Origin of the sequence: Dermabacter sp. p3-SID358, from assembly GCF_025147465.1 — a bacterium.
Taxonomy (GTDB): domain Bacteria; phylum Actinomycetota; class Actinomycetes; order Actinomycetales; family Dermabacteraceae; genus Dermabacter.
Map to the genome: position 1 here is coordinate 44,550 of NZ_JALXOZ010000006.1, position 12,823 is coordinate 57,372.

General features: G+C 60.9%; 9 protein-coding genes. 8 read left to right on the plus strand and 1 reads right to left on the minus strand.

What is annotated here, in order from left to right; all coding sequences use genetic code 11:
- The first annotated feature begins 22 nt into the window (after nt 1-22).
- The 3 genes from M3B90_RS04185 to M3B90_RS04195 are packed head-to-tail and all read left to right on the plus strand — an operon-like array spanning nt 23 to nt 5,556.
- On the plus strand, nt 23-325 hold the full coding sequence (locus M3B90_RS04185) for a WhiB family transcriptional regulator (protein ID WP_259888776.1): 303 nt from the start codon (nt 23-25) through the stop codon (nt 323-325).
- Between the two features lie 30 nt (nt 326-355).
- The gene (locus tag M3B90_RS04190; RefSeq protein ID WP_259888777.1) at nt 356-3,925 is read left to right on the plus strand and encodes a glycosyltransferase; all 3,570 of its coding nucleotides are present in this window, start codon (nt 356-358) and stop codon (nt 3,923-3,925) included.
- A complete protein-coding gene (locus tag M3B90_RS04195; RefSeq protein WP_259888778.1) occupies nt 3,922-5,556 on the plus strand; it encodes a DUF5719 family protein in 1,635 nt (544 codons plus the stop codon). Before M3B90_RS04190 ends, M3B90_RS04195 begins: the two co-directional genes overlap by 4 nt.
- 15 nt (nt 5,557-5,571) lie before the next feature.
- Here the strand turns inward: M3B90_RS04195 and M3B90_RS04200 are convergent, their stop codons facing one another.
- Nucleotides 5,572-5,985, minus strand: coding sequence for a metallopeptidase family protein (locus M3B90_RS04200; protein ID WP_259888779.1), 414 nt, complete (start codon nt 5,983-5,985; stop codon nt 5,572-5,574).
- A 67-nt stretch (nt 5,986-6,052) separates the two neighbouring features.
- Between M3B90_RS04200 and M3B90_RS04205 the strand changes: the two genes are divergently transcribed.
- The 5 genes from M3B90_RS04205 (at nt 6,053) to M3B90_RS04225 (ending at nt 12,117) form a co-directional block, all read left to right on the plus strand.
- The gene (locus M3B90_RS04205; protein ID WP_311199938.1) at nt 6,053-6,421 is read left to right on the plus strand and encodes a DUF3499 family protein; all 369 of its coding nucleotides are present in this window, start codon (nt 6,053-6,055) and stop codon (nt 6,419-6,421) included.
- A complete protein-coding gene (locus tag M3B90_RS04210; RefSeq protein WP_259888780.1) occupies nt 6,411-8,084 on the plus strand; it encodes a phosphomannomutase/phosphoglucomutase in 1,674 nt (557 codons plus the stop codon). Before M3B90_RS04205 ends, M3B90_RS04210 begins: the two co-directional genes overlap by 11 nt.
- A gap of 37 nt (nt 8,085-8,121) precedes the next feature.
- Nucleotides 8,122-8,802, plus strand: a complete 681-nt coding sequence (gene mtrA / locus M3B90_RS04215; RefSeq protein ID WP_259888781.1) for an MtrAB system response regulator MtrA — start codon at nt 8,122-8,124, stop codon at nt 8,800-8,802.
- A 70-nt stretch (nt 8,803-8,872) separates the two neighbouring features.
- The gene (gene mtrB / locus M3B90_RS04220) at nt 8,873-10,417 is read left to right on the plus strand and encodes an MtrAB system histidine kinase MtrB (protein WP_259888782.1); all 1,545 of its coding nucleotides are present in this window, start codon (nt 8,873-8,875) and stop codon (nt 10,415-10,417) included.
- The gene (locus tag M3B90_RS04225) at nt 10,414-12,117 is read left to right on the plus strand and encodes an LpqB family beta-propeller domain-containing protein (RefSeq protein WP_259888783.1); all 1,704 of its coding nucleotides are present in this window, start codon (nt 10,414-10,416) and stop codon (nt 12,115-12,117) included. Before mtrB ends, M3B90_RS04225 begins: the two co-directional genes overlap by 4 nt.
- The last annotated feature ends 706 nt before the right edge of the window (nt 12,118-12,823 follow it).

Sequence of the window (12,823 nt, forward strand, 5' to 3'; positions counted from 1 at the left end):
CCACAAAACCGAAAGGACCCTCATGACCCTCCAGGCATTTGAGGACGACTCTCGCCGCGAGCTCACTCTGGTCGAGTTCTCCTCGCTGCTCCCCGAGGGTGAGGGCGAGGGCTCTTGGCAAGAGCGTGCCCTATGCGCCCAGACTGACCCCGAAGCGTTCTTCCCTGAGAAGGGGGGCTCTACTCGCGAGGCGAAGAAAGTGTGCGTGTCGTGCGAAGTGCGTGCCGAATGCCTCGAGTATGCACTCGCGAACGACGAACGGTTTGGTATTTGGGGCGGTCTTTCGGAGCGCGAACGCCGCAAGCTCAAGAAGCGTGCAATCTAGGCTTTCTTTGTTGAATAGTGGTCGTGCCCGGTGACTGAACGGGACGTCTACGCACTCATCCTCGTCTCGGCAAGCCAAGAGATCGAGGACGTCACACGCACCCTCGAGTCGGTTCGTGCTCAGTCGACTCTACCCGCGGCGGTTCTCGCCGCAGTGCCGGAATCGGCACCGAAACAGCTGCGCGATTACTTGGAAGCGACCCGCGAAGAGGGCCTCATTGATTTTCTGCGAACCTCTCCCGCGGATGCAGGCCGAGCCGAGGTCGTTGATGATCTTGCGAACCGTCTTGAGGAAGCGAAGTGCATTCGGAGCGAGCGCTCGGAGCACGTGGCAACGCTAGATCGCAAGTCGTCGCGCCTGACGAAGGTTCGCCGTGAGCAAGGTTCTACAGTCACGAAGCCCACGGACACGCACGGGAGCTCCCCGCGCAACTTCACTTTGTTGAACCCTGCCTTTGGGGGGCGCGCTCAGCATGCGGAAGAAGCTCCGAGATTGGCCGAGCAGTCGTCGGATCTCTTCCCTGTTTCCGGCGAAACCGAGCCGACAGTACAGTCCGAACGCGATCTTGACTGGGAAAGGCGGGCGTACCTCACGAGTGGTTCACGGGGGCGCAGGGCGAAGAACATTGATCTTGATCGCGAGGAGCGGCGTGAGGAAAGAACCGCAACCCATACCGCGCTTGTCCCCGAACGCTTGAGAGGTACCGCAGACGAAAACCAAGGTTCGACGCGAGGTGGCCGGCGACGCAAACGCAGTGAAAGCAAGGAGCCGTGGCTATGGATTCTTGATGGAGCGGCGGCTCCGAGCCTCACGTGTGTAGAGGAGCTTGAGCGGGCTCTAGACAAAGATCCGACGGTGGGGCTAGTCGGCACCAAGCACCTCGCACTTGAGGATGTCGACCGACCTGCATCACGACTCGTGGATCTCGGGCTTTCGCTTACGCACTCGCACAGACTTCTTACGAGTGTTGACCCCGGTGAAATCGATCAGGGACAAACTGACTGGCGAGATGAGGTGCTTGCTGTGACGAGCCCTGGCTTGCTTGTCAGGGCCCGCACACTGGAAAAGCTCCGCGGATTGGATCCCACTCTTACATCGCCGTGGGACGATATTGACCTTTCGGAGCGAGTATGGCGATCAGGCGAACGCGTCAAGGTAGTGCCTTCTGCCTCAACGCGTTCCCCGCACGATATCCTCATGCGCCCTCACGACTTCCGGTACCGGTCTTCGCAGGTCCTTTCGCTCGTGAAATTCCGGCCGCTGCTGCCTGCGCTTTTAACGCTCCTTTTCCTTCCACTGGTCACGCTCGGGCGCATGGCACGTGCGATCACGCACCATGATGCGCGCGCAGTAGGTCACGAATTCCTTGCCTGCCTCAGGGTTTTTGCCAAGGCACCCGGAGCCCTTGCGCGCTCTCAACGAACGGCTCGTACGGCGCGCATGTCGCGCAAGCGAATGAGCGCGCTGTACATGCCGCGCAAGGTGGCGATGCGTGAAGGAATCGATTCCTGGTGGACCGCCATGTTCGCGGACGACGAGCGTACCCGCATGATTCGGCGGACGAGCTGGGGCATCGCGGGAACGCGCCACGGCCTCGAGGATGCGGACTACGGAAGGCATACAACTTGGACCTTGATCGTCTCTTTCCTGGCGCTTGTCGGTGGGCTCTTCGCGGTGCGGCCTCTTATAGGCGAGGGAACTCTGAGGGGGTCTCACTATCGCCCTCTTGCCGCGAATGCCCGCGACAACTGGGACATCGTCACATCTGCGTGGCTTCCTGGAGGGCTCGGATCCGAGGGGCCTGCTGACCTTCTTGCTCGAATAGGCGCGCTCATACCCGTGGCCGGCGAGAGCCTGAGCGCATGGATTCTCATCACGGGAATCGCACTGAGCGCTATTGCGGCGTGGTGTGCAAGCGGAACGATCACGCGAAGCATCGTGGTGCGCTTGATCGCAACCCTTCTGTGGGTTCTCTCTCCTGCGTTTGTGTGTGCAGTCCTCGAAGGTCGTTGGCCTCTCATGCTGGTTGGCGTTGCCGTGCCACTCGCTGGCCTCTTCTTCGCGAGGGCCGTTGGACTCCCGCACAAAGTCTCGCAAGCGAGCGTCCCCGCGGCAGCGATGGCTGGATTTATGGTCGCCGTGGTTTCGCTCGTACAGCCGGCGCTCGCCCTGCTCTTTCTTCTCGGAATCGCGGCCGTGGCTCCGCTCGTACCAGGCCGTCGCGCCCGCCTTTGGTGGTGCGCCGTTCCCACTCTTCTGCTTCATATAAGCGCAGTTCCTTTGTATCTTTCTCGTCCCGAGACTCTCCTCGCCAATGCCGGAATGCCCGGCGCGTTCGAAACACCCAGAACGACGCGCCTTCTCGCTCTCACTCCAACGAATGCCGACCCTGTCGCGCAAATGTTGGGGCTCACGCCTCGTTGGTGGACTCTCGGCCTCTTTCTCGTTCCTGTGATGCTTGCCGTAGCTGCGACGCTCGGGGCCGGTTTCCTCCGCCACACTGCCGGTCTCGTCGGGCGCGTGAGCGTTCTCGCTCTCGCTGGCGCAATTGGTCTCGCTTGGGTTTCGCAGCGGACTGTGGTGGGATTCGAAGGCCCTACTCCGTATACCGCCTATCCCGGTGCTGCGCTTATGGTTGCGAGTGGCGCGGCAATCGTGGGACTGATCTGTTTTGGAGATGCAGCCGTAAGGCGCTCTCATGCGCCCATACATAGGGCGCGGAAAGGCACGTCTTACGTACTACAAGGAGTGTGCCTTACAACTGTGGCGGCGTGCGCGTTCCTTTGGGGTATGAAGGGGAACGGCGCACTCGAAGTCGAACGGGCCGCGGGCAACGAAATCCCTGCGGTAGCAATGGATTCTTCAATTGGCAAAGACCGGACCCGTACCCTTGTCCTTCACGAAGACGCCCGCGGCGAGGTGCAGGCACAGCTCGTGAATGGCGCTCACCCGAGCGCCGACGATTCCTCCGGGGCAAACGAAACCGCGCGGGCTCGCGCCGCTGAACGCGGTCAGATCCCCGACGCCGCAGAGGACGCCCTTGCCCGCACACTTGCGAGCGCCTTGGGATCGGGAAGCGGAGCTGACACGGAGGCGAGTCTTGCCGATTTCGCGATCGGGTACGTGGTTGTCACGGGAGAGCCGGATGCGCAAGCGCGTCTCTATGAGGCACTCGAGGCGGCTCCGCAGTTGAGTTTCGTGACCTCGAGTGACGTCGGAGGGCTGTGGAGAGTTATAGGAAAGACTCCACGGGCTAGGCTTGTCGACGCCTCGGGAAACGGTACCGAAGTCACCCCCCTCGCATCTGAGCGCACTCGTGTCGCCGATGCGGTAGCGGCCTCGGATGTGGAGCGTACGCTCACTCTTGCCGTTCGCGCAGACCCGCATTGGAGGGCAACGCTCGACGGCAAGGAACTGCGCCCCACGACGATCGATAAGTGGAAGCAGGGCTTCATCGTCCCGTCGGGTGCGCACGGTCGTCTTGAGGTGACCTACAGCGATGATCTGCAGTTGGGCGCGGGGGTTGTCACCGTTGTCGGTCTCATCGTTTGCGCGCTCGTGGCAGTTCCTCGACGCAACCGAAGTGAGGTCAAACGATGACAGGCAAGAAGCGCAATTACCCGCGGCACTCCCTCGCCGCTCTCGCGGTTCTTGCTGTCCTTGCGATCGTGGGGAGTGCAGTGGTGCTTATTCCCGCGAAGAACCTGACGAGTGCGAGCCCTGCGAGTGCGACCTCGACCGCGACCCGCGCTGTTCGCGCCTGCCAGGGGCCTATAGAAGCACGCCAAGCCGGCGAGGATGCCGGAGATGCGGACTTTGCGGGGGGCGCCCCCGCTGCTTCAGCTTCACTGAGCGTGATCGCTCTGGATCCTCGTTCCAACGCACTTTACGGAGGGGACCAAAGTTCGCAAACAGGTATGGAGCCTGGTTCCTCGGATGCGGGAGGTGAAGGGGCCTCGCCGCGAATCGCCCGTACTGATATGGGGGGTAACGCCACCGAAGTCGATGCCGCGACCAGCGCACTCCTGAATGCCGTCTACAGTCACGACTCTCTTGAAACGTCGAGCGTCCTCACCGCGAGCACAGCAGACGAATCCGAGCCCGTCGTTGATGCGAGTCAAGCTCATGTGACGGGGAACGGCGATTATCGGGGTTTCGCGCTCTCGCGCTGCGCGAAGGCGACGAGCGCAGCATCTTTTGCTGGGCTCACGACTCGCGCCGGAACGTCCGATGCGCTTGTTGTGTCGAACCCGGGTAGCCGCGCTTCCAGAGCTCGCATTACGGCGTATTCTGAAAATGGAGTCGAGCCGTCCACGCAAGGCTCCGATGTCGTCGTGGGGCCCGGTGAAACCGTCCGAGTTTCGCTCGCGACGCTCGTGGACGAACGTGAGACGGTCGCGCTTGATGTCGAGGTGAACGGAACTGCGCTCGCCATGAGCGCGGAGCTCGTAAGGCGCGATGGTCTCGTGCCTATGGGTACCGAAATTACACAAGCGAGCACGCCGGATAGCTCTCTCGTGTTTCCAGGAGTTGTGGCCCACGAAGGAGGCTCCGCTCGCCTGTCCCTCGCGCGCACAGTCCGTGGAGGCGCGTCGGGTGATCCCGCCAAAGTGCGCGAAGAGGGCGCGCTCGCAACGGTACGTGCTCTCGACTCGAGTGGCGCCGTCATCAAAGAATGGGACGTGCAGGATCCTGGTCAGGGCGCGAGCATCGACACCCCGCTTGACGGGCTTGGCTCGGGCACCTACACAATCGTCGTGAACGCGCGTACTTCGGTCGTCGGCTCAGTGAACTCGTCGATCGCAAGCGGCAGTCGACAAGGTGACACCGTGGGGCTTCCGCAGGACTTCGCGGAGTACACCCCCGTGGAGGAAATCAATTCCGCGTCGCTCCTTTCACTTGGAAAGGCAGCGGAAGGCGGGAGTCTCACGATTATGAGTGAGAACGGTGCGAAACTGAGCATCGCTCCCATCAGGCGTGATGGCTCTGTGGGAACGAGCACCATCCACGAACTCGAAGGCGGGCATTCCCTTACTTTGACCGCGGGCGATCTGGGAGAGGGCCCGACTTCTATCGTCGGAGTGGTGGTTGTTTCGCAAGATGGCGGTTCCTACCGCGGGTCTTGGTCGCAGACGGTGAAGGCAGATGATGGCGGAACTCTCGTGGCCGCCCTTCCGCTGGTTGCTGATGCTTCCCGGGCTTCAGGAATGACCGTCCACGTGGAACGTTAGAGCCGGGCGAGCGGCTTACGCGGCCCAAGGGTCGATGTCCTCGACCCGTTTACCTAGTGCGACCGCGACGTTTTCAAGCACGACGACATACACGAGCTCGGCAAGCTCCTCGCGATTTCGGGCACGCGATTCAATTGCGCGCCGGTAAAGGATGATTCTCGGGCGCGTTCTACGGTCGCCGGGAAAGTAACGCCCGAGCGGAGGTGAATCGAGGGAGACGGTGTCGAGAGGGACCTCCTCGATAAGCACCTGGAGATATTCGAGCCTAGAAAAGCGTGCGTAAAGAGGACCCATCGCTTCGGCGACAAGCGTGTCAAAGCGATCACTAGGTGTGGCGAATCCCGGAAGATGCGAGGGAATGAGATCGCCCCGGAATCCGCGCCCGTGTCGATCTCGCCGGCGAGGCCCGGGGTTTCGTGTGAAAGGCATGCTATTAGACTACGCGGACCGGCCGAAACACATGGATCGCGAGAATTGGAGCCGTAAGATAGAGGCCGTGTCTTCCCGTTCATGCTCTAAGTCCTCTTGCTCAAAGCCTGCTGTCGCGACGCTCACGTTCGTGTATGCGGATTCAACTGCAGTGATCGGTCCGCTCTCGCGAGAAAGTGAACCACACTCGTACGACCTGTGCGCGAGCCATGCCGCATCGTTTACAGCGCCGAAAGGGTGGACGGTGGTGACGGCTCCTGCGCCGCTTGCGCCTGAGGATGACGTGCTCGCCCTCGCTCGAGTACTCGCCGATGATCCCAAGGCCAAGGCAGGCTACGAAGATGCGGGGCACCATGAAGGCGAGTCGGCGTCGGATCCGCGGGCGAGGGCACCAAGGCGCCTCACGCTTGTGAAAGACGAGACCGATGAGCGCTGAGGGCACGAGATCCTCGGCGGGGGCGCTTGACGAGATCGTAGGGAGCTACGACATTCGAGGTGTCGCCTACGAGACTCTTACGACGGAGATCGCCGGTGCGCTCGGCGCAGCCTTTGCTGATCTTCTTGATGCAGGCGACGTCATAGTCGCGCACGACATGCGCGTTTCGAGCCCTGACCTTGCGGAAGCATTTGCGCGAGGAGCAGTGCGGCGCGGCTCTACGGTCGCCTTTGCGGGGCTGAGCTCTACCGATCAGCTCTACTGCGCGAGCGGACTTTTTGCCGCGGCTGGTGCGCAACTGACAGCCTCGCATAATCCTGCGCGCGACAACGGCATCAAAATGTGTTTTGCGCACGCCAAGCCCGTGGGGCGGGCGAATGGCCTTCTCGATGTGCGCGATCGCGCGCGCACCTATCTCGAGGAGGGAAGGATCCCTGTGCGCGAGGGCGGCCGGCTCGAACCTCTCGACACGCTTGACGACTACATCGCCACCATGCTGCGCCTCGCACCCCTCGATGGCACGCGAAACCTCAAGGTGGTGGTTGACGCGGCGAACGCGATGGCAGGTCGTACCTTCCCGGCTCTCGCCTCACGGCTTCCCTCCCTTGACATTGTCCCGCTCTACTTCGACCTAGACGGGACGTTTCCGAACCACGAAGCGAACCCCCTCAACCCCGTGAATCTTCGGGACTTGCAGGAGGCCGTGCGAGAAAGCGATGCTGATCTCGGCCTTGCCTTCGACGGAGATGCAGATCGATGCATCGTTGTTGACGAGAATGGCGAGATCGTCCCTCCATCCGCGCTGACCGCTATGATCGCCGAGGAGGAGATCGCTCGAGCGCAGTCCGACGGCTGCCCGCGTCCCGTCGTGATCGGTAACGTCCCATCGAGCCGAGCGGTCCGCGAAATTGTCGAGGCCGCCGGCGGCGAGTATGTGAGAACCAAGGTGGGCCACTCGATCATCAAACAGGTGATGGCGGAGCGCGACGCGATTTTTGGGGGCGAGCACTCGGCGCACTATTACTTTCGGGAGTTCTTTTTCGCTGATTCAGGAATGCTCGCGGCACTCCACGTGATGCGCACCCTTGAGAAGAATGGAGATCGCCCGTTGAGCGCGCTTCTCGAGCGCTACTCGCCGTATGCGGCGAGCGGTGAGATCAACTCCCCGATCGATGAGCCGGTCGACTCCGTTCTTGAACGCGTTGCCGCGTTCCTTGTCGAGTGCGGTGCGGATCACGATGATCTCGACGGCGTGACGCTCAACCACTGGGATGAGGAACGCGACCCTCGCGAGCAATGGTGGCTATCTGTGCGGGGGTCAGGGACCGAGCCGCTCGTGCGATTGAACGTCGAGGCTGCAGAAACTGCGACCATGGAACGCGTGCGAGATATGGCGCTCGCTGTTGTGCGCGGGGAAGTGGGAGAGCGTGAGGGGAGTTCTGTGCGAGTTTCCGAAATGGAGGGAGCTGAGGTGGCGTCGGAAGAAGAATCCCAAAGCGAATTGAGCTGGGCTAGAAGTCTCGTGCGCTGCCCCGCGTGTCACGCAGATCTCGACCTGAGCGAGCAGATGGTTCGTTGCGCGTCGTGTGGCCGTGATTACGATCGTGAGGGCGGCATTCCGATGCTCGTGATTCGAGACTCTTCAAATGTCTATGGCCGCTGAAGTTTCGACTGTTACGGGTTTCTGGCAGGATAACGGCATGAGCACACCCCCAAGAATTCTCGCGATTGACGATGATGCTGCGATCGCCGAAATGGTCTCGATCCTTCTTCATGGTCGCGGATACGACGTTGTGACGGCGTCCAATGGGCGCAGAGGTCTCGCCATCCTTGAACGCGAGAGCATTGACCTTGTTCTCCTCGACCTCATGTTGCCCGAGATGGACGGCATTGAGATTTGCAGAAATATTCGCGAGAGCTCGAACGTCCCCATTATTATGCTGACGGCGCGCACGGAAACTGAAAAAGTAGTGGAAGGGCTCGAGGTCGGTGCCGATGATTACCTCACGAAGCCGTTCGAACCCGAGGAGCTCATCGCCCGTATACGCGCTCGCGTGCGCCGAGCACCCCGTGGTGAGGCAGAAGTTCTCACACTCGGAGACCTCGAGATTAATGTTGATCGGCACCAAGTCTGCAGGAACGGCGAAACGATACGTCTCACCCCCATGGAGTTCGGACTTCTCTTGCAGATGACGCGCCACCCATCCCAAGTCTTTAGCCGCGAGGAGCTCTTGCGAGAAGTATGGGGCTACCAGCACTCGAAAGACACCCGCCTCGTGAACGTCCACGTCCAGCGCTTGCGTTCGAAAATCGAAGTCGATCCCGACAATCCTCGTCTTATTGTGACGGTACGAGGCGTAGGCTACCGCGCGGGTGAGTAGCTTACGCGAACGCGTTTTTCCCCCGGCTGTTGCGGACGAATCACACATCAGTTCGCGGAGCGCGGGGCGCGTGCGCTTTCGTGATTTCTCGACATGGCCGATCGCGGCACGCGCAGTCTTTGCAACGATGCTGCTTTCCGTTCTAGCAATCCTCGTTGTTGAAACATTCCTTTCCACAGCAATTTCGGATGCGCTTTACGAGTTGAGGCGCGACCGCTCGCTTGAACAATCTGAGGCGATGCGAGGCACGCTCGTGAGCGATCTCGAACCTCTTGTAGGTATGTCTGTGAACGAGAGACAGGACGTGATCGTCTCGTTCATGGAGGAGGCGACTGCGGGCGACCCGAAGGTGTTCAAGGGGCTGGCGGTGATTCCCGTGGGGCCGACGCCGGGTGATGCGGTGACGAACAACGGGGCGCTCACCGCGTTCGTGAGCGGCGATTTCGAGCGTGAGCTCGATGCTGCAAAGGACCAATTCGTGTATCGAAGCATCGAGTACGTCGAACGTGGAGACTCGGGGCCGGCGATTCTCGTGGGGACGACGATCGACGTTGCGGGTGCCGGGCGCTATCGGCTGCTCATGCTCTACTCGGTGAGCCAGGAGCAGGAAACTCTCGACCGCGTCAACGTCATCCTTGTGATTGGCGGCGCGGTTCTCGTGCTCCTGTTCTTTCTTGTGTCGCTCGTGATCTCACGCATTGTTACAACGCCGCTCAAGCGTGCCGCGCGGGCCGTCGATCACATTTCGGAAAACGATCTCGATTATCGCCTCTCCATTCAGGGCGGCGACGATCTGGCGCGCATGGGCACGAGCTTCAATAACATGGCGGCTTCACTCCAGTCAACTATCACTGAGCTAGTCGAACTTTCCGAGCTCGAGAAGCGTTTCGTTTCGGATGTCTCGCATGAGCTGCGCACACCGTTCACCACGATCAAGATGGCGACGTCGATGCTCGAAATGGAAAAAGAGTCTTTCACGCCTTCAGGTCAACGCAGCCTGGAGCTTCTACGGGAGCAGGTGGCACGTTTTGAAGCTCTCATCGCGGATCTGCTAGAGATTTCGCGTCATGAAGCTGGTGTAGTCGATCTCGAGGCAAAGCCTGCTTCGCTCGAGGAACTCGTCGACGACGTGGTCGAACAACTCGAACCCATTGCTCTCGAATATCACGCTGACATCCGTGTGCAACATTTGAGCGAAGATACCGTCGGAGCCATGGATTCACGTCGTATTGAGCGCATCGTTCGCAACCTCCTCACAAATGCGATTGAGCATGGCGCTGGCGGCGTGATTGACGTGTGTACGGCCTCTCGCGGCACGACGCTCGCGCTGACGGTTCAAGATTTCGGCGTGGGCCTCAGCTCGGAGGAAGCCGAGCGCGTTTTTGATCGTTTTTGGCGCGCGGCACCCTCACGTACGCACACGCTCGGTGGGACGGGGCTTGGGCTCGCGATTGCGCACGACGACGCGACGGCGCACGGTGGCCGTCTCGAAGCATGGGGAATTAAAGGGGAGACCTCCGTGTTTAGGTTGCTTCTTCCTCGCGGGCCGGGACAGAAGCTTGCCGCGTCTCCTCTCGCCCTTGCGCGGCCGGTCGAGAAGGGGGATCAGGAATGACGATAAAACCCGTTTCTGGCCACGTGCTCACACGGCGCACCGTTCTTGGCGCTGTTGGGCTTGCGACGCTCGCGGGATGCGCCCGCATTCCCAACTCTTCGGAGGTCCATACGGCGCCGGTCAAGGGTATTGGCCTGGGCGCGCAAGGCGATGTCGCTGTGGCTCCCCCTGACCAGGGGGCGGCGAAGATCGACATTGTGCGGGGTTTTCTCGCAGCGCATCTTGGGGTCGAAGATGGCAACCGCATCGCGCGAGAGTATCTCGCGGGAAGTATTCGTGAGGTGTGGAAGCCCTCGGCAGCAATCGAGTTCTCAGAGACCGAGGGGCTCGTATTTCAGGATATGGACGACGGTAAAGTCGCGGTGACGGTACCGGTTGTATCTAAGGTTTCACCCGCAGGTGTGCGCACGATAAATCTTGATGCCGAGCGCGAAAAGGCCGAGTTTCGCCTCACACAAGTCAACGGTGAGTGGCGCATCGCTGAGACCCCCGATGCGCTCGTACTCGGTACAGAAGACTTTGCTCGATTGTTTGAGCCCGTAAGCGTGTATTTCGTCGCCAACGCTGGGGACGCGCTCGTTGCGGATCCTCGCTGGTATCTGCGTCAAGCGGCATTTGCTTCGGCTTTCAACAGGCTTGCGCTTGGCCCGCCCCCGTTTCTCAAAGAGGCCGTGCGATCTGCACTCACCGAAGGCAGTGTCATCGCCCCGAGCGCTCTTTCGAGAAATGAAGCCGGTGACCTGGTGGTGCAGGTGCCGGTTTCGGTCCTCGAATTGCCCGAAGAAGAGCGAGCCCTCGCACTCGCTCAGATTTCCGAGACGCTGCGCAGCCTTAAGCGCGTCCCCTCGGTCGTGTTCATGGACGGACGCGAGGAAATCAGCCTCCCGCAGGGTTCCCATCCAGCTAAGGCATCCGTAGGCCACAGGCTCTACGGCTCGGGGGAAGGCGGCATCGTTTCTCTTGCGAGCGATACCGGTGGTGCGTCCCTCGTTCCCGCTTTTGCTTCCGAGACGGTGCGCCTTGGCAGGCTAAGCGCTAATGGACGCTACGCAAGCGCGTTGAGTCCGGATCGTCGCACGGTTTTCGTTACCGCCCTCGAAGCCGATGCGGGAGCTCGGCACGAAGGCCTTGCCGAAGAGTTGTGCGCTCCGAGCATCGACCAGTTTGGTTACGCGTGGACAATGCCTAGAGCGGGCGGACCTGAGCTGATCGCAGTCAATGCTGACATATGGCGCGAAGTGCGAAAGTTCCCTGTTCCGTGGGATGCCGCGGCAGACGTTGCCTTCACGTCGATGTCCTCGGACGGGGTGCGCTTTGCGATCGCGCACGGATCGCGAGGCGCCACCACCCTGAGCATCATGGGTGTTGTGAGAAGCCCCCACGGAACCCCGTTGAGTCTTGCAGAGCCCCTTAGCGTAAGTGTTGCACTCGATACAGTAAATGGCATCGCATGGTATTCCGAGGAAGCGATCCTCATCTGGGGTACGTCGGGAGAAAGCACCCTTCCCGTCGCGATCTCCTGGAATGTGCATACAGGCTTCGAACAGGTGAGTGAGTTGCGGGAGAACACGACGTCGGTGGCGGGTTCGCTCGAGGCAAGACTCATGTTCGTGGGAAGCGAGGATGGTCGCGTCGTCCAAAGGGACGTGGACTCGTGGCGGCAAGTCGACGTCCGGGGGCGGGATATCGCACTGTACTAACGCGTCAGTTGTCGCAGCAGATCCGTCGGAATGCGCTCCCCAGTGGAGGACTTTCCCCGGAAAGACGAAGCGGCTTTGGTGAGGGAAGGCGCGTGCGCTCGAATGGGTGCATGAGCGATGATTTCAGGCGAGAGCTTGCCCGGGTCGCGAGCTTAGTTATCCAATCTCTTGTGCCTTTCTCCTGCGCATGCGGCGAGAAGGGACTGCACATGTGCGACGCATGTGCGAGCGAGTTTTCAGATGGCATCTCTTGGGTGGAAGACGTGTGCGAGGGGGTGTGCGAAGCACGCCCGGTTTCCGACGGCCGCGAGCTTGAGATCGTACCTGCCTTTCGAGTAGCAACTCTCGCAGAATACGAAGGGCGTGCAAAGAGCGTGATTCTCGATTTCAAGAATGGGGGGCACTTTGCTCTCGCCAGCTATCTGGGGCCCCTTCTCGCCGATGCACTAATCGACCTCAGTGCTGGTTGTTCGCACCGACACATGCTCGTTCCCGTTCCCTCCCGCTCCGAGGCTGTGCGACGAAGGGGAGAAGACCACATGCGACTCCTTGCCGAAAGCGTCAGTACGCATGCACGCGTGCGGCTTGCTCCAGCGCTCGCGCTGGTCGGGGCTAGTCAGCATTCGCGTACAAAACGGGAGAGGGCTGGGGCCACGAGGCGCATGATCAGGCCCAAGAGAAACGCTCAGTGGGAGGGATTGAGGGG